7 protein-coding genes are annotated in these 19094 nt (G+C 65.6%); 5 read left to right on the top strand and 2 right to left on the bottom strand.

The genetic code is table 11. The annotated features are described in order from the left end of the window. Nucleotides 1–155 precede the first annotated feature (155 nt). The gene (locus C1922_RS10070; RefSeq protein ID WP_325051581.1) at nt 156–848 is read right to left on the bottom strand and encodes a response regulator transcription factor; all 693 of its coding nucleotides are present in this window, start codon (nt 846–848) and stop codon (nt 156–158) included. Between the two features lie 458 nt (nt 849–1306). On the opposite strand from C1922_RS10070, the gene C1922_RS10075 reads away from it, so the two are divergent. The 5 genes from C1922_RS10075 to C1922_RS20390 all read left to right on the top strand — a co-directional run bounded on the left by C1922_RS10075 (nt 1307) and on the right by C1922_RS20390 (nt 18194). After that, complete coding sequence (locus tag C1922_RS10075; RefSeq protein ID WP_108749620.1) at nt 1307–12202, top strand: autotransporter-associated beta strand repeat-containing protein; 10896 nt, start codon at nt 1307–1309, stop codon at nt 12200–12202. 247 nt (nt 12203–12449) lie between these two features. After that, complete coding sequence (locus tag C1922_RS10080; RefSeq protein ID WP_108751554.1) at nt 12450–15443, top strand: TonB-dependent receptor; 2994 nt, start codon at nt 12450–12452, stop codon at nt 15441–15443. Nucleotides 15444–15590: 147 nt separating this feature from the next. Then, a complete protein-coding gene (locus C1922_RS10085) occupies nt 15591–15983 on the top strand; it encodes a hypothetical protein (RefSeq protein ID WP_159091927.1) in 393 nt (130 codons plus the stop codon). 152 nt (nt 15984–16135) lie between these two features. Continuing rightward, nucleotides 16136–17164: a DUF4034 domain-containing protein gene (locus C1922_RS10090; RefSeq protein WP_108749622.1), complete on the top strand. Its 1029-nt coding sequence runs from the start codon at nt 16136–16138 to the stop codon at nt 17162–17164. Between the two features lie 334 nt (nt 17165–17498). Then, nucleotides 17499–18194, top strand: coding sequence for a hypothetical protein (locus C1922_RS20390; protein ID WP_159091928.1), 696 nt, complete (start codon nt 17499–17501; stop codon nt 18192–18194). Between the two features lie 250 nt (nt 18195–18444). Here the strand turns inward: C1922_RS20390 and C1922_RS10100 are convergent, their stop codons facing one another. Continuing rightward, complete coding sequence (locus C1922_RS10100; RefSeq protein ID WP_108749624.1) at nt 18445–19065, bottom strand: hypothetical protein; 621 nt, start codon at nt 19063–19065, stop codon at nt 18445–18447. Between the last annotated feature and the right edge of the window lie 29 nt (nt 19066–19094).

The raw sequence follows: 19094 nt of genomic DNA on the forward strand, positions 1-19094 counted from the left end.
TGCATCCGGCATGGGGCGCAGGGTGGGGTAGGTGGCAACCCGCACCGGGTCTGCCCTCGACCAGGCATCCCGCTGCGCATCGTCCGCCCGGGAACGCGGCAACAGGCTGAGCGCCGTCACGACCGTAAGGCACAGCCAGATGATCCGTCTTCGGCTCATAGTGCCTCCAGTTCGCGGCGTAGAGCGTAGATCTCAGCATCGTTGCGCAGTCCGAGCTTGCGCAGCGCTGCCACCTTCTGCGTGCTGACCGTCTTTACGCTGCGATGTCGGCATTGCGCAATCTCTGACACAGTCATGCCCGCAAGCAGCAGGCGCAGGACCTCGCGCTCGTTCCGGCTCAGCTGGTCATGTCCCGGCAGCTTTCTGCACGCCGCAGGAATGCGATACAACCCCTGCGACACCCGCACCACCGCTTCGGCCAGTTCGGTCAGGGGCTCTGCTTTGCCGACGTAGCCGCTGATGCCGGCCGCCAGCAGGTGGCTGATCGCCGCCGCCGAAGCCTGCCCGGCAAAGGCCAGCAAGGGCGTGTGCGGAGCACGTTCGCGCAGATGTTCCACCAGGGCGACGCCGCTGAGGTCGCCGGGCGCCAGGGTGATGTCAACAATGCCCACGTCCACCCGGTTCTGCTGCAGGGTGCGGACAAAGCCTTCGCTGCTCGAGTGGCTGGCCACGATCTGGAAACGGAAATCGGTGCCCAGGTGCAATGCGGTTCCTCGGCGGACGACATCATGGTCATCCAGCAGAGCCAAGCGTAAGCGGCGCGGTGCAGGGAATCCGTTCATGCGCTTAGGGTGATCGGCGCCAGTGGGGCGTGGCGCACATTCTGGCGCTGTGATCGGTGCAAACATCGAATCCGTTCGAGTTTTACGATTATTCCTATTTCAGGGCGCGCGCGTCATGGCGGTCACGTCGCGCAGCGCTCTATCTGAAGCGCCAGAAAAAGACTGTGCGTTGCGTTCGCTTTTCAGCCATGACCTTCCGCACGCTGTGGCGCAGCAAACGCGCCCTATGATTCGCAGCGCTGTGCATGCCGGACGCGGGGGAGCGTACGGCGCCGAATGTGCGTCTGGCGAAAGGCCTTGGGGAATGGAAATGCGTGTCACCGTTGCGGGCTGTGTTGTAAAGGTTTTCAGTCGAAACCATCGGTTGAACCTCCCGCTGTGCCAGCACACGTGGGCAAGGCGATGGCGCGCATCGCGCCTGCACCTGCACTGACCCCTCTTTTTCTGCGCCGACGCCGTGCAGCTTCACGCCGCACGGCGCCGCGTGCGCTCCCGATCTGTTTCCGTCTGCATGGGAAGTCTCTATGAATCGTGTTTTTCGTCTGGTCTGGTCGTGTGCCTCCCATAGCTGGGTGGTTGTTTCCGAGTTGACCGCCCGCGCTGGCAAGGGGCGCGGGCGCGCCGGGCGCAGCGTAGACGCGCGCGGCGGGCTGTACGCGGCCAGCGGCACACCGTTGCGTGCGGCGTTGCTGGCAGCGCTGGCACTGACGGCCGCCTCGGGGGCACAGGCCGCCGATCGCTATTGGGACGTCAACGGCGGCTCCGCCGGTAGTGGTGGCACTGGCACGTGGGACACCAGCACCAGCTACTGGAACTCCGCCGCCGACGGTGTCGCCGGTCCGTTCGTCAACTGGAACAACGCAAGCCTGGATCGCGCCTTCTTCGCCGGCACCGCTGGCACGATCACCCTAGGTGCGCCGATCACTGCCAATGCCCTTACCTTCAACGTTGGCGGCTATACCCTCAACGGCAGCACGCTCACCCTGGCGGGCGCCACGCCCACCATCGCCGGCGCGGCCACCATCAACTCCGTACTGGCCGGCACTGCGGGCCTGACCAAGACTGCGGCCGGCGCGCTGGCCTTGAATGGCGCCAATACGTTCAGTGGCGGCATCACCGTCAATGGCGGCTCGCTGGCAGTGACCAGCGATGCCGCGCTGGGTGCGGCCAGCAACGGCATCACGCTGGCTGCGGGAACCGGATTGGCCGCCAGTGGCGGTCAGCTGGCGGCTACCCGCAACGTGACGCTGAGCGGCGGCGTCGTCACCCTGACCGGCAATGGCGTGGGCTACGCGCGCTTCACCGGCGATGGCCGGGTGAACATCGGCAGTGGCGTGACGATGGGCAACGCAGCCAGTGACTACAACGGACAGACCACGTTCTATTCCGGTGGCACCTACGCCATCACCTCGGTTGGCAACCTGGGCGAGGCCAGCGCCGTGGGCGCGCCGACCACGGCGGCGGATGGGTTGATCGTGGTGCAGGCCGGCGGCGGCCTTGGCGGCACCCTGAACTACGCAGGTACGGGCAGCAGTTCCAACCGCGACTGGCGCTTCGCCAACACCAGCAGTGGAGGCACCGCGCTGCGTAACATCGGCACCGGCACGCTCTCACTCAGTGGCAACGTGGAACTGGTCAACAGCTGGAACCTGGGCCACAGCTTCCAGGCCGTTTCCGCCGACATGGACGTGCTGGGCGTGGTCAGCAGTGCCTCGGACCGCACGGTCGCGTTCACCGGCGGGGCGGGGCGCAGCATCACGCTGGGCGGAGCCAACACTTACAGCGGCCCGTCCACGGTCACCACCATCAGCGTGTTCGCACCGGTACTGAACGATATCGGCACGGCCAGCAGCTTCGGCACCGGCACCGCCGGTGGCATCAACCTGGTGAACGGCGCCGTGCGCTACACCGGCGGCGCGACCAGCAGCAACCGCGCCTTCACCTCTGATGGCACCACGACCCTGGCCAACGATGGCAGTGGCGCACTGGTACTGAATGGCACGGTCAATTTCATTGCCGGCGGCGTGGACACGCTGACCTTGGGCGGCAGCTACAGCGGCAGCAATATGCTGGCTGGCCCGCTGACTGGCACCGGCAACCTGCTGATGAACGGCGCCGGCCGTTGGGTGCTGCAGGGGAACAACAGCTACGCCGGCACCACCACGGTGCAGGCCGGTACGCTGGTGGCGGGCAGCAGCAGCGCATTTGGCCTGTCCAAGGGCCTGGTGGTCAATGGCGGCACGCTGGACCTGGACAACCTGGACATCACCGCGCCGTCGCTGGCCGGCAGTGGCGGCAACGTCGCCCTGGGCAGCGGCACGCTCACCGTCAATGCCACCAGCGGCAGCACGGCCTATGCCGGCAGCATCGGCGGCAGCGGCGGCCTGACCAAGCTGGGGGCGAGCACGCAGACCCTCAGCGGCAGCAATACCTACACCGGCGCCACCACCCTGGGCGGCGGCACGCTGGCGCTGGACTTCGCCGCAGCCGGGGCACCGGCCAGCAACATCATCAATGCCGCCTCCGCACTCACGCTGGGCGGCGGCACGCTCTCGATCAAGGGCGGCACCGGCAGCAACGCGCAGGCATTCAATGGCCTGTACATCACCGCCGGCAGCAACCGCATCGCCGCCAATGCGGGCACGGGCGGCACCCTGACCACCCAACTGGGTGCGATCAACCGCAGCGGCGGTTTGGTCGATTTCGCGTTCAATGCCGGCAGCACGCTGGCCACCACCCACGCCGATGGCGCGCTGGGCGGCTGGGCCACGGTGAACGGCACCGATTACGCGCAGGTCAGCGGCGGCGTCATCAGCGCCTTCACCAGCTACGCCAACAAGGACGACGCCAGCCAGTGGCTGGACGGCGACATCGTCAGCGATGAGGGCGGCGCGGCCAACAGCGCGTACTTCGGCACGCTCACCGGCAACGTGGCCTTGGGTGGCCTGAAGGTCGCGGCCGCCGCGGCGTCGACGGTGAATGTCGGGGCCGGCAACACGCTGGGGGTGGACGGCAGCATCATCATCTCGCCCACTGCGGGCAGCGCCAGCCAGACCCTGCAGGGCGGTGCGCTGACTGGCGGCGCCAGCGGCAGCCCGCTGGGCGTGCTGCAGAACAGCGCGGGCACCTTCACCGTGGCCTCGACCATTGTCGACAATGGCGGCGCCACCGCGTTCACCGCCGGCGGATCGGGCAGCGGCAGCGTGGTGCTGGCCGGCGCCAATACCTACACCGGCGCCACCACGGTCAGTGGCGGCACCCTGCAGGTGGGCAGCATCGCCAGCGGTGGCGTGGCCAGTGCCATCGGCGCGTCCAGCAATGCAGCGTCCAACCTGATGATCGAGAACGGCACGCTGCGCTATACCGGTGGCAGCGTCCGTTCCGATCGCGGCTTCACCCTGGTCAACGGTGGCCCATCGCGCACGATCCAGGTCGATGGCAGTGCCGAACTGGCCTTCGACGGCGTGGTGACCAGTCCGGATGATGCCGGCTTCAACAAGACCGGCACCGGCACCCTGGTGCTGGGCAATGCAACGAACGACTTCGTGGGCCCGGTCACGGTCAGTGCTGGACTGCTGTCGGTGGCCGCGCTGGGCAACGGCGGCAGCGCCAGCGGCCTGGGCGCAGGCTCAGCCGATGCCAGCCAACTGCTGCTGCAGAACAGCGGCGGCCTGCAGTACACCGGCGCCAGCAGCAGCACCGACCGCGGCTTCACCCTGGCCTCTGGCGTCGGCCGGGTGGATGTCACCCAGGCCGCCACCACGCTGACCGACAGCGGCAGCGTGGTTGGCGCCGGCACGCTCAGCAAGGACGGCGCAGGCACTCTGGTACTGAGCGGCACCAACACCTACACCGGCGGCAGCACGGTCAACGCCGGCACGCTGCGCGCAGGCAGCACGCGCGCGTTCGGCGGCACCGCCAGTGGTAGTGGCGCCGGGCGCGCGACCGTAAACGCAGGCGCCACGCTGGATCTGGATGGATACAACGTATGGGTGGGCGGCCTGCAGGGTGCCGGCACGGTCACCCTGGGCAGCGGCACGCTGCAGCTGAGCACGGGTGCGGTGTTCACCGGCGCCATCAGCGGCAGCGGCGGCATGCAGGTCAGCGGCGGCACGCAGACGCTGAACGGTTGCGGCAGCAGCTACACCGGCGGCACGACCATCAGCAGCGCCAGCATCAGCACCGACTGCCTTGCCGACGGAGGCCAGAACAGTGGCATCGGCGCGTCCGGCGCCGCATCGGCCAACCTGACCCTGATCAGTGGCTCGCTGATCTACACCGGCAGCAACGCGACCACCGACCGCGGCATCCAGCTCACCGGCAACGGCGGCATCATCATCAACGATGCCAACACCACCCTTGGCTTTGGCGGCGTGGTGCAGGGCGCAGGCCAGTTGCAGAAGCAAGGCGCAGGCACGCTGGTGCTTGGCAATACCAATACCTACACCGGCGGCACCTATGTGCGCGGTGGCAGCGTGCAGGCCGGCGCCAACAATGCGTTCGGCACGGGTTACCTGTCGCTGGACAACGTGGCCGGCGGAAGCGTGATCCTGGATGGCCATGACGCCAATGCCAGCTACCTGTCGGGCGGCGGCACCACCGGCGGTGACATCGCGCTGGGCAGCGGCGTGCTGACCGTCACCAATGGCACCCTTTACACGGGGTCGTCCACGTTTGGCGGGGCCATCAGTGGCAGTGGCAGTCTGGTCAAGGCGGGAAGCGGCATCCAGTACCTGGCGGGTTCGGCCAGCACCTATACGGGTACCACCACCGTCTCTGGCGGTCAGTTGCAGGTGGCGGTGCTGGCTGACGGCGGGCAAGCCAGCTCCATCGGTGCATCGTCCACTGCGGCCAGCAATCTGGTCCTCAATGGGGGCACCCTGACCTACGTCGGCGCGGGCAACAGCACCGACCGCCTGTTGTCGCTGGTCTCGGGCACCAACAGTGCCCTGGATGCCTCGGGTACCGGCGCGGTGCACTTCACCAACACCGGCGCACTGGCCTTCAGCGGCGCCAGTTCCGCCCAGCGCGTCACCCTGACCGGCACCAGCAGTGCCGACAACAGCCTGGCGCTGCAGATTGCCGACAATGGCAGCGACCGCACCGCGCTCAGCAAGACCGGCACCGGCACCTGGATCCTGCGCAACCAGGCCAGCACCTATACCGGCGTCACCGCCATCAGCGGCGGTGTGTTGGGCGTGGACCGGCTGGCCGACGGCGGCCAGGCCAGCAGTATCGGACAGTCGTCCAGTGCTGCGGCCAACCTGGTGATCGGCAGTGGCGCCACGCTGCGCTACACCGGCACCGGCGACAGCACAGACCGCCTGTTCACCCTGTCCACCGGCAGCAGCGTGATCGAATCGTCGGGCACCGGCGCCATCGTCTTCAGCAATACCGGCTCGGCGGCCTATGCCGGCAGTGGCAGCCGCACCCTGGGTCTGGGCGGCAGCAACACCGGTCTGAATATCATGGGCGGCAGCATCATCAACGGCGCCGGTGGCATCACCACCGTTGCCAAGAACGATGGCGGCACCTGGGCACTGACCGGCAACAACACCTACACCGGCAACACCGTCATCAACGACGGCATCCTGCAGATCGGCGCAGGTGGCACCACCGGCAGCGTGGCCAGCAACAGCATCATCGTGGCCGGCGGCACGTTGGCCTTCGCGCGCGCCGACGGCCTGGTACTGGGCAGCACGATTTCCGGCGCTGGCAACGTGGTGCAGCAGGGCATGGGCACTACCGCGCTCACCGCGGCCAACACCTACACCGGCGGTACCCGCATCAGCGCGGGCACCCTGCAGCTGGGCGATGGCGGCGCCAGTGGCAGCCTGCTGGGCGATGTCAGCAACGATGGCACGTTCGCATTCAACCGCAGCGATGCCTACACCTTCGCCGGGCTGGTGTCCGGCAGCGGCGGGTTGCTGCAGCGTGGCAGCGGCACCACCGTGCTGACCGGCGCCAACAGTTACACCGGCGCCACCACGGTGCAGAACGGCACCCTGCTGGTGAACGGCAACCAGAGCGCGGCCAGCGGCCAGGCCACCGTGCAGAGTGGCGCGGTGCTGGGCGGCACCGGCACGCTGGGCGGCAATGTCAGCGTGGCCAGTGGCGGCACGCTCAGCCCCGGCGCAACCGGTGCGGCCGGTACGCTCACCGTCAATGGCAACCTGGCGTTGGCCGCAGGCGCGGCGCTGAACTATCAGTTCGGCCAGGCGAACGTGGTGGGCGGCGCGCTGAACGACCTGACCGTGGTGCATGGCGATCTGGCCCTGGACGGCACCTTGAACGTGTCCACCACGCCCGGCGGCAGCTTCGGCCCCGGTCTCTACCGGGTGATCAGCTACGACGGTGCGCTCTCCGGTTCCGGGCTGAGCCTGGGCAGTACGCCTGTGGGCAGCTACCAGGTGCAGACCGCCATGGCCGGGCAGGTGAACCTGCTCAGCTCCAGCGGCCTGACCCTGAACTTCTGGGATGGTGCGTCCGGTCACGGCAACGCGGGTATCGATGGCGGCGATGGGCTGTGGCAGAACTCGGCCGGCAATGACAACTGGACCGACCAGACCGGCCAGTACAATGCGGCCTATACCGATGCCGATTTCGCCATCTTCGCCGGCGCGGCCGGCACGGTCAGCGTGGACAACACGCTGGGCAACGTAGTCAGTTCGGGCATGCAGTTCGCCGTGGACGGTTACCGCGTGCAGGGCGATGCGGTGCAGCTTGCCGCAGGCCAGAACACCCTGCGCGTGGGCGATGGCACAGCTGCCGGCAGCGCAATGACGGCCACGTTGGACGTGGTGCTGGCCGGTGCGGGCGGCCTGCTGAAGGATGATCGCGGCACGCTGGTGCTGGCCGGCGTCAACACTTACAGCGGCGGCACCACGGTGCGCGACGGCGTGCTGCAGATCGGCACTGACGCCAACCTCGGCCAGGCTGCGGGTGCGCTGGCGTTCGAAGGCGGCACGCTGCGCAACACGGGCACGACCAACAGCAACCGCGCGGTTACCCTTGCCCAGCAGGGCGGCACGTTCGAAACGCTGGCCGACCTGCTGTTGGCCGGCAGCATCAGCGGCGCCGGCGGGCTGACCAAGACCGGCAGCGGCACCCTGACCCTGGCCGGCAACAACAGCTACCTGGGCGGCACCGTGGTAGATGCCGGGCGCCTGGTGGTCAGTGCCGACGACAATCTGGGCAACGCCAATGGCGCACTGTCGCTGGGTGATGCCGTGCTGCAGGCCACGGCCAGCTTCACTGCCGTGCGCGATGTTGTACTGAATGGTGCGGGCAGCACGCTGCAGGCCGATGCCGACCTGACCCTGCAGGGCAGCGTGAGTGGCAGCGGTGCATTGAACAAGACCGGCGGCGGCGCACTGGTGCTGGCCGCTGACGCGACCTACAGCGGCGGCACCCATATTGCCGATGGAACCCTGCAGCTGGGCGACGGCGGCAGCAGTGGTTCGTTGCTGGGCGATGTGCGCAACGACGGCGCCTTGCTGTTCAACCGCGCCGACAGCCTGGCGTTTGCCGGGCAGGTGACCGGCAGCGGCTCGCTGCTGCAGGTTGGCAGCGGCACCACGGTGCTGTCGGCCAACAACAGCTATGCCGGCACCACCACCGTGGCGGCCGGCACCCTGGTAGTGAACGGCGACCAGCGTGCTGCCACCGGCGCCACCAGCGTGGCCGGCGGTGCCACGCTGGGCGGCAAGGGCACACTGGGCGGTGATGTCAGCCTGGACGACGGCGCCATGCTCAGCCCAGGCGACCTGGGCACTGCACCCGGCACCTTGACCGTGGCCGGCAACCTGGCCATGGCCGATGCCACCACCCTGGCGGTGAACCTGGGCCAGGCCAACGTGGTCGGCGGCCCCTTGAACGACCTGGTGAAGGTGGAAGGCGACCTGCAGCTGGATGGCGTGCTGGATGTTTCCGTCAGCTCCGGCGGCAGTTTCGATCCGGGCATCTACCGCATCGTCGGTTACGCCGGCAGTCTGACCGACAACGGGCTGGTGATCGGTAGCGTGCCCACGCCCGATTACTTCCTGCAGACCTCCATCGACCACCAGGTGAACCTGGTGAACACTGCCGGCCTGGACGTGAATTACTGGGACGGCAATGGCGCACGTGGCGATGGCAACGTGGCCGGCGGTGACGGGCTGTGGCAGGCCACCGCGGGCAACGACAACTGGACCGTGCTCGACGGTTCCATCAACGCCCCGTACCGGGACAGCGCGTTCGCGGTGTTTGCCGCTGCGGCCGGCACGGTGACCGTGGATGCCAGCCTGGGGCAGGTGCGCAGCGGCGGGATGCAGTTCGCCAGCGACGGCTACCGCGTGCAGGGCGATGACATCGTGTTGGCCAGCGCCGACAGCGTGCTGCGCGTGGGCGATGGCACCACCGATAGCAGCAGCATGCAGGCCACCATCGCCTCGGTGCTGACCGGCACCAGCAACGTGACCAAGAGCGACCTGGGCACCCTGGTGCTGGCGGCCGACAACACCTACGTGGGCACCACTACAGTGCGCGATGGCGTACTGCAGCTGGGCGAGGGTGGCACCACTGGCTCGATCCTGGGCGATGTGGTGAACAACGCCACGCTGGCCTTCGATCGCAGCGACCGCTATCGCTTCGACGGCGCGATCAGCGGTGCCGGCGGCATCGTGCAGCATGGCAACGGCACCACCGAACTGAGCGCCGGCAATCGCTACAGCGGTGACAGCGTGGTGTCTGCGGGCACCTTGCTGATCAATGGTGACCAGAGCGCCGCCACCGGCACCACCTGGGTGCAGGCGGGCGGCACGCTGGGCGGGCAGGGCATCATTGGCGGTGCGGTCTCGGTTGCCGATGGCGGCACCCTCAGCCCTGGCGCTTCGGCGGGCACGCTGACCATCAATGGCAACCTGCAGTTGGCCGCGGGCGCACGCCTGCAGTACGAGCTGGGCCAGGCCGGCACCCCGGGCGGCGCGCTGAACGACCTGACCGTGGTGCATGGCGACCTGTTGCTGGACGGCACCCTGGATGTGACCGCCAGCGCCGGCGGCAGCTTCGGCGCCGGCGTGTACCGCATCTTCAACTACGACGGCAGCCTGACCAACAACGGCCTGGCGCTGGGCAACGTGCCCGGCAGTGACCTGTTCGTGCAGACATCGATTGCCAACCAGGTGAACCTGGTCAATACCGATGGCCTGACGCTCAGCTTCTGGGACGGCGAAGGCCACGCCAACAATGGCGGCATCGAAGGTGGTGCCGGCACCTGGCGCCTGGCCGACAACGATTACTGGACCGAAGCGACCGGCGCGCTCAATGCGCCGTACAGCAACGGCAGTTTCGCGGTGTTCGGCGGCAACGCCGGCGTGGTGCAGGTGGACAACAGCCTGGGCCAGGTGACGGCCAGCGGCATGCAGTTCCAGAGCGACGGCTATCTGCTGCAGGGCGATGCCGTCGTGCTGGCCGGCGGTGCATCCAGCATCCGCGTGGGTGATGGCACCGCACCGGGCGCGGCCTACGTGGCCACCATCAACAGCAGCCTGCAGGGCAGTGGCCTGCTGGTGAAGGATGATCTGGGCACCCTGGTACTGGGCGGTGACAACACCTACACCGGCGGCACCACCGTGCGTGCCGGCACGCTGCAGGTGGCGCGCGATGCCAACCTCGGCACCGCGTCCGGCATGCTGACGCTGGAAGACGGCACGCTGCACACCACCGCCAGTTTCAGCAGCGACCGCAGCGTGGGCCTGGGCGGCAGTGCCGGCTTTGCGGTGGCTGCCGACACCACATTGACCCTGACCAACGCGATCTCCGGCACCGGCAGCCTGGACAAGCGTGGCGCAGGCACCCTGCTGCTGCAGGCCGCGTCGGCCTACAGCGGCGACACCACGGTGAGCGACGGCACGCTGGCCGCCGGCGCCGACGCCGTGTTCAATGCATCCAGTGGCTACAGCGTCTTGAACGGCGCCACCCTCGATCTTGCCGGCTTCAATCAGACCGTGGGTACGCTGGCCAACGCCGGCCAGGTTGCGTTCGCTGGCATTGCGGGCACCACGCTGACCGTGCAAGGGGATTACAGCGGGCAGGGCGGCAGGCTGGTGTTCAACACCGTGCTGGGCGATGACAGCTCGCGCACCGATCGCCTGGTGGTGAACGGGCAGGCGACGGGTACCACCACCGTGCGGGTGAACAACGCCGGCGGCAACGGCGCACAGACCCAGCAGGGCATCAAGCTGATCGATGTGCAGGGCGCTTCGTCCGGCACCTTCGCGCTGCAGGGCGATTACGTGTTCCAGGGTGACCAGGCCGTGGTGGCGGGCGCCTACGCGTACCGCCTGTACCAGGGCAGCACGGACAGCACCGACGGTGACTGGTACCTGCGTTCTGCACTGAATGAGGGCAGCACGCCCACCGACCCGCAGAATCCGACCGAGCCGACCGAGCCGACCAGCCCGCTGTATCAGCCCGGTGTGCCGCTGTACGAGGCTTACGCCGGCCTGCTGCGCCGGGCCACCACGCTGGGCACGCTGTTCCAGCGCACCGGCGATCGCCCATGGGGCGGCGCAGCGGGGCAGGGTGGCATGGACGCCGGCGAAGGGCAGGGCGCCTGGCTGCGCGTGCACGGCAGCGACCAGACGTTCAAGCCGGATTACTCGACCAGCGGCACCCGCTACGATCTGAACCAGTGGACCACCGAAGCCGGCGTGGATGGCACCGTTGCTGAAAACGGCGACGGACGCTGGGTGGCCGGCGCCACGCTGCAGTACGGCCGCTATCAGGCGCATGTGGATTCGGCGTTCGGTCAGGGTCGTTTGAAGGGTGACAGCTATGGACTGGGCGGCAGCCTGACCTGGTACGCCAGCAACGGGGTGTACGTGGATGGCCAGGTGCGTTGGACGCGACTGGATACCGATCTGCAGTCCACCACGCTGGCGCGGTTGATGGAACGTGGCAACCAGGCCGACACCTACGCCGCAAGCGTTGAGCTGGGCCAGCGCATCGCGCTGGATGATGCCTGGTCAATCATTCCGCAGGCGCAGCTGAGCCATGGGCGCTCGCGCTTCGATGCGTTCGACGATGCCTTCGGCGCGCGGGTTTCGCAGCACCGCCAGGATGGCAGCAGCGCACGGTTGGGCGTGGCGTTCGACTACGCCAGAACCCGCAGCGGCACCCACGGTGCGGTAGCCACCCGTGTGTACACGCTGTTGAACCTGTACCAGGACATGGGCGGACGTTCGTCGCTGCAGGTGGCCGCCACCACGCTGGCCACGCAGAACCCGCGCTTCTGGGGTGGACTGGGCGTGGGCGCTGCACGTGACTGGGCGCAGGGCCGTTACTCGCTGTTCGGCGAAGTGCAGGCATCGACCGGACTGGAAGACTTCGGCGATTCGCATGCAGTGAACGGCACGCTGGGCTTCCGCATGCGCTGGTAACAGCGTTTGGGTGAATGTCGGGCCCGACAGGACGTCGGGCCCGGCACTATTAACGTGACGCATCACGGCGGAGCGGGGTGCGTATGCGAGGGGAGGGCAGAGCCCTGCCTATCGCCATCGGCCAATAGCAGATAACCACTGGGCATTTCTGCATTGGGGCGCGAGCGGGGTTAATGAATGTGCAATGTCTGGCGCGTCGATTGCGGCGCGTGGGCAGCGCTTCCCCCACTACCCGTACCGAAACACGATGACGACAGCTCGTTCTTCACTGCGCCCGCGTCTGCTGGCGTTGGCGGTGGCGCTTGCCACCGCGTCTCCCGCGCTGCATGCGCAGTCCACCACCGGTGCCATCGCCGGCCAGGCGCCGCCTTACACGCAGCGCATCTTCGTTCGCAGTGACACTGGCCTCAGCCGCGAGGTGGCGGTCGATGCGCGCGGCCGCTTCAGCATCAGCCAGCTGCCGCTGGGCCGCTATTCGGTGGAAGCGCGCGATGCCGAGGGCAAGGTGCTGGAATCCCGCCAGGAAGTGGCGCTGACCGTGGGCGCCAGCACGGAAGTGTCCTTCGCCGGCATCACCCGGCTGGATGGCGTGCAGGTCAGCGCGGATCGTGCCGCCGCGGCGATCGATGTCAGCAGCGTGGATTCGCGCACCGTCATCACCGCAGAGCAGTTGCAGCGGCTGCCGCTGGGGCGCTCGGCCGAGGCCATCGCCCAACTTGCGCCGGGGGTGATCGGCAACAGCGGCAACGGCAGCTATGCCGGCCCGACCGGCGCACAGCTGGTGAGCTTTGGCGGTTCGTCGGCCGCAGAAAACGCGTACTACATCAACGGCTTCAACACGACAGACCCCTTGCGTGGCCTGGGCGGCCTGACCCTGCCGTACGGCAGCATCGACCAGCAGGAAATCTACACCGGCGGCTACAGCGCCAAGTACGGCCGCTCCGATGGCGGGGTGATCAACGCCGTTGGCAAGCGCGGCACCAATGACTGGCACTTCGGCGGCCAGATGACGTGGGAGCCGGCCTCGGCGCGATCGGACAAGGACGATGTGCGCTACCCGGGCGACGGCGCGCTGTACGCGCCCGAGAGCAAGGATCGCGAGTGGGTAACCACGCAGAGCGTCTATGCTGGCGGCCCGCTGATCGAAGACCGGCTGTTCTTCTTCGGTTCCTACGAACTGGAGCGCCGCGAGGGAACCGACGTGAAGAACGTTGAGGCCACCAATTCCTACTCAACGTACGAGTACAGCCGGCCGCGCTGGTACGCCAAGCTGGACTGGAACATCACCGACAACCACCTGCTGGAATTGACCGGCGCCTCCAGCCGCAACGTGTTCCGCGGCGACATTTTTGCCTATGACTACCAGACGCTGAGCCGGGGCGAGCAACGCGGAAAGGAAGACACCACCAAGACCGGTGGCGACCTGTGGACGGCCAAGTACACCGGCTACCTGACAGACCGCCTGACAGTGAGCGCGCAGTACGGCGAAATGAACACCGATGACTACATCGGCAATCCCGCCTACGACGGCAGCTTGACCTACATCAACAGCGCGTCGCTGCAGAACCCGGCCATTACTGGCGGCACGCCCATCACCAATGCGCAGACCACGTCGCTGCTGGTGAACCCGGACCGTGGCAATCGCAGCAACAACCTGCGGCTGGACGCGAACTACGTGTGGGGCAACCACAGCATCACCGTGGGTATCGACAACCAGAACGCGCGCGCACTGAATCGTGGCTCGGTGGCATCGGCCGACGGCTATTACTGGATCTACGGCCAGTCCAACCCGAACGTGCCGATCAATACGGGCCTGGGCGTGCCGGCCACCGGCGGCATCCGCAATGGTGAAGACGGCTATTACGTGCGCCAGTACATCTACAGCGCACTGGCGTCGGTGCGCGCCTCGCAGCGGGCGCAGTACATCGAAGACAACTGGCAGGTGACCGATCGCCTGCTGTTGAACCTGGGCCTGCGCCTGGATCAGTTCACCAACTTCAACCGAGATGGCGACGCCTACATCAAGCAGACCAGCGGGCAGTGGGCGCCGCGCCTGGGCTTCAGCTGGGACGTGGGCGGGGACGGGCGCTTCAAGGTATTCGGCAACGTGGGCCGCTACTACCTGGCACTGCCACTGAACCCGGCCTTCAATGCCGCCGGCGCCACCCTGGCAACATCCACGTACTACACGTACGGGGGCATCGACAGCAACGGCTACCCGACCGATCTGACCGCGTTCTCTGGCGCGGTATCGTCCAACAACAACTACGGCCTGTTGCCGGATGCAAAGACGGTGGCCACCTCGGGCATCGAGCCGTCCTACCAGGACGAGTTCATCCTGGGCTTCAGCAAGGCACTGGGCCAGAACTGGGTCTACGGCGCCAAGGCCACATACCGCGTGCTGCGCAGCGGGGTGGATGATTACTGCGATATCGACGCCGTGCTGGGCAAGGCCAGCAGCCTGGGCTATAACGTGACCAAGGACAGCAACCCGGTCAGCTGCTGGCTGATCAACCCGGGCCGGGCGAACACCTTCAACCTGGTCGATACCGGCGGCAATTACGTATCCGTGCCGCTGAGCAACGCGGAAATGGGCTTCCCGCGCTTCAAGCGCAACTACTACGCGGTGAACCTGTCGCTGGAACACCCGTTTGACGGCCGCTGGTACGCCCGTGCCGATTACACCTGGTCGCGCAGCTACGGCACCACCGAAGGCCAGTTGCTGTCCGGCATCGGCCAGACGGCGGTGTCCACCACGCAGGCCTGGGATTACGCGCAGTTGATGGAGCACACCAACGGCCCGCAGAGCAACGACCACACCCACCAGGTCAAGCTGCACGGTTACTACCAGATCACGCCGGAATGGCTGGTATCGGCGAACATCAAGGCGCTTTCGGGTACGCCGTTCAGTGCGCTGGGTTCCTACGGGCCGAACTTCGAAGATCCGTCGGGTTACGGCATTGCCTACCACTTCTACAACGGGCAACCGGCGCCTCCCGGTAGTCAGGGCCGCCTGCCGTGGCTGAAGCAGCTGGATCTGGGCGTTTCCTACCGTCCTGCCGCTGCAGATGGCCGGCTGGGCTTCAATCTGGACGTTTTCAACGTCTTCAACAGCCAGAAGGCGCTGTGGAAGTCGCCGTATTCGGAGCTGGACCCCGGCCAGCCGGACCCGCTGTATGGCGCGGCGACGGTACGACAGGCACCGCGATCGCTGCGGGTCAGCGTGAGCTACGACTACTGACCAAGGGGGCAGGGTGGGCCGGGGAGGGAACCCCTGCCCGCCATGGGGCGGATCCTGTCGCAAAGCGAAAGGCTCCGCCCTATTTCAGCTTCAGGCGTAGACCGCAGTACAGTCTGGAGCGTCAAAGTTCAGACCCGGAGTTGGACCGTGCGCTGCCTGAAAGGATTGACCTGCCGACTGGCCTTGGCCCTGACCACTGCAGCCTGGGCTGCGGGGATTGTGGTGGCTGCCGAACCTGACGCGGCTACGGCCGACGCCATGGTCCAGGTTGCCGGTGAGCTGGAGGTTTACGCTGGTGGCCACGGGCTTGGGCTGGTCAGATTGGACGACGGCAGGTGCTTCGACCTGGCGCTTCCTTCCGTTGTACTGAGGAACAGCCAGCGCTGGAGCGGCAAGCGCGTTTCAATCAGTGGCTCGATGCAGTTCCGCCCGCAGTTGGATGAGTTCATGTGGTTCGACATCAAGGACCGGAAGATCGAAGGCTTCGGGTGCTCGGAGGATGTGATCTATGTGGAGCGGATCGAGAGGCTGGAGGGCTGATACGCGGGTTTGCCGCGTAACATAATATACATTATGCGCAATGGCATGTAGCTTCTGACCGACCGCTAGACCTCCCGAATTCCAGCTAGACTCGCCTCGGGTTCCAGCCGCCACCCAGGACTGAAAGCGGCCCTCAGACCAGGACTGTCGCCATGCGCTCATCCGCATCACTGTTGCTCTGCCTTTCCTTCGCTTTGGTCACGCTGCCTTTTGCCGTCGGTACCGCACAGGCCGGGCCATCCATAGACTCGCCTGAGTACGCCGAACGCAATGGCATCCAACTGCAGGTTGAGGCTTTGCTGGCCAAGGAGGATTTCGCGGGTCTGGAAGCCTTGGCCAACAAGTACCGCCGTACCGGGGAAACCACCACCAGCGGCACGCTCAAATTGACCCATTTCTACGAAGCGCTGTCGGCTCTGTACGAAGCCGACCGGATTCCGCTGGGTCAGGATGACCCGATGCGCGACCGGATCACGCGCTGGGTGAAGAAGCACCCGCGTTCTGCAACGTCCCACCTGGCCATGGCCGCCACAATGCTCGGGCGCGGCATGGCGTACCGCGGCTATGGCTATTCCAGTTCGATCAGCGCTCAGGATTCCGCCCACTTCCATGCCTACACCGAAGCGGCCAGCGACTATCTGGCCGAGCACAAGAAACAGAGCGCGAGCGACGCAGGCTGGTACGAGCTGGCATCGTCCGCTGCCGTGCGGTTGAACTGGGAAGCGACCGACCTGATGGCGCTGGTGGATGAAGGCATGGCCAAGCACCCTGGCAACCTGACGATTCCGTTCGTAGCCGCGCAGTACTTCTCGCCCAAATGGGGTGGCACCCCGTATGCGGTGGAGTCGATGGCGCGGCGCGCGCTCGAGACGGTGCCGGAGCGCGACCGCCCTGCCCTCTATGCGCGCATCTACTGGTCCACGGCAGGCAGCTATTACAGGAGCCCGTTCACTGAAAAGCAGGTGGATTGGCCGTTGATGAGCCAGGGCATTGACGATGTGCTGGCCCGGTATCCGTCTGACTGGAACCTGCAGAACTTCGCCTATTTTGCTTGCCAAGCCGGCGACAAGGCCAAGACGCGCGCCCTGATGGACCGCATTACGCGGCCTATGGAATTTCATGCCTGGTGGGATGGGGATGTATACGAGCAGTGCCGGCGATGGTCGCGGGAGGACTCTTGAGTTCTGTCCCACATTTTCATTGCAGCACTAATAAGTGATCAGGTCACAATGGCCGTCACGCTCAACGGGAGAGGCAAGAATGCCGCAAGTAAATATGCAATTTCCTCCGACCGATAACTGGCAGGATTTCGAAAGAATCACGCGCGCTCTGTGTGCTGACGAATGGGGTGACCCTCACGCTTATATTCTAGGTCGCGAAGGCCAGGCGCAGCATGGTATCGACGTGCTTGGATGGGACTATCGCAATCGACGCAGAATTAGGGTGGGGGTTCAGTGCAAGAGGCGGTCAATAGCGAATGCTGATGGAAGCGTCTCTTGCATAGGCGTCGTTAAGATGAAGGACATAGTTGAATCACTAGCATTGACCGAATCGCTTAGCACTCCTCTAGATTTGTTCGTCCTTGCAACGACATCTCAGCAAGATGCGCCGCTGCAGGAAAAGCTGGCTGCATTCAACTTGAATCGAAGACGTGAAGGTAAGTGCGAGGTTGTGCTTTGGTTCTGGGAGTGGTTTGAGGAAAAGTTGAATAGGAATCTTCTCGTGGGGCTCCAGTTCTATCAGTCCGTGCTAGAGCGGCACGGCCTTTTGAGTGGAGATCGAACGATCGCGGCCAAGCTAAGGTCGGCTTTCAATCGTGCATTGATGAAAACCAAGATGGAGAATGAGAATGAGATTGGCAGCATCATCGAAGCGACCTCCGTTCTACAGCACCTGCTTGCAACCGGCTATTTGCGTGACGCCGACAGCAATTTCGTAGACTCATGCCATCCGCCGAGAACGATGGCCTCACGTGAGGACGTTCGCAGCATTGATATCATCGAGGCCGGCCTTCAAAGACTTCGCGAAGATGTTACTTCGTGCGCCGCTCGCGGAGATATGCGAGCTGGCGGTGGCGATTGGATCGTATTCCATGATCCTGCGATTGCACCGCGGTTGAACGCACTTCGCGCTGATGTCTTGCGGGAACTCAATCGGCTTCTGGAAAGGCACGAAATTGAGCCGCTCGACTCGGCGCTTCTCCATCCTTAAGTGGCGACCAAGCTCTTCGGTGCCTAGCATCTCCCTGCCAGCGGTGCGACGCGCCACATGGCGCCTATATGGAAGATTGAAGTCAGTCCTGGCGCCCGCGCCTCATCAGCAGCGTTACAATGAGTCGCGGGCGTAGTGGATTCCCTGGTGTCAGCGGGCCCGGCGTGCCTTAAGCGCAGATCTCGGAAGCACTGACGGCAACCTCAAGCGCCATTCGTTGTCGACACACCCAGCATCTCACGCATATAGGTTAGCGGGGGCGATGCGCGCTGGAAGTGCTCTGTTCAAGATGCTGATCGATCAGGGAAATCAGCTCCGTCCCGGACTGCGTTGCTCTGCTATTGGCCTGTTTCAGTAGGGCCGCATAGGCTGCTGCCTGCTTCCAGCACAGGATGGCCTCGTTCGCAGCTACGGATTCGTCCTCTGACACACATGTGCGATGGACAGCAGTGGCGTGCTCAAGGTGTTCGGAAAGGCGGCTATTCAGGCGCACAGTGTCGAATCGTGCCTTGAAGTGCACGTATGTTCTAATTATCTGGCTACGTAGCTCGCCGTCTGCAATTCGTCCGATTTTGTCGGCATTGACTTCAAATGCTGTGAAGTAATGACCCGAGACTGGATAGAGCAACTCGATCGGTGCAGCAACGGAGGCGGCATCGATTATTCCTCCAGCAGATGCCATGTGAACTTCCGTTAGTTCAGTGACCTCGACTCTTATTGCCTGCAGCGTGGCGTGAACCACTGCCCTGTCGGTTTCGAAATCCCTGCTCTTTTGTGCCGAAACAGCAAGAAGCCCGACAATCAAAGTCGCCAGCCCGCCGACAATTGCTCCGGCCAACCCCATTTCGCCTGCCCACATCGTCGTGTCCATGCACCCTGCCCTCGCGAAGACTATGTCAA

The sequence above is a fragment of the Stenotrophomonas sp. ZAC14D2_NAIMI4_7 genome, from assembly GCF_003086675.1.
Lineage (GTDB): Bacteria > Pseudomonadota > Gammaproteobacteria > Xanthomonadales > Xanthomonadaceae > Stenotrophomonas.

Excerpts from the sequence above, each read along its gene's own strand:
- C1922_RS10070 (WP_325051581.1), bottom strand. The coding sequence starts at position 848 with ATGTTTGCACCGATCACAGCGCCAGAATGTGCGCCACGCCCCACTGGC.
- C1922_RS10090 (WP_108749622.1), top strand. The coding sequence starts at position 16,136 with ATGCGCTCATCCGCATCACTGTTGCTCTGCCTTTCCTTCGCTTTGGTC.
- C1922_RS10075 (WP_108749620.1), top strand. The coding sequence starts at position 1,307 with ATGAATCGTGTTTTTCGTCTGGTCTGGTCGTGTGCCTCCCATAGCTGG.
- C1922_RS10080 (WP_108751554.1), top strand. The coding sequence starts at position 12,450 with ATGACGACAGCTCGTTCTTCACTGCGCCCGCGTCTGCTGGCGTTGGCG.
- C1922_RS10100 (WP_108749624.1), bottom strand. The coding sequence starts at position 19,065 with ATGGACACGACGATGTGGGCAGGCGAAATGGGGTTGGCCGGAGCAATT.
- C1922_RS20390 (WP_159091928.1), top strand. The coding sequence starts at position 17,499 with ATGAAGGACATAGTTGAATCACTAGCATTGACCGAATCGCTTAGCACT.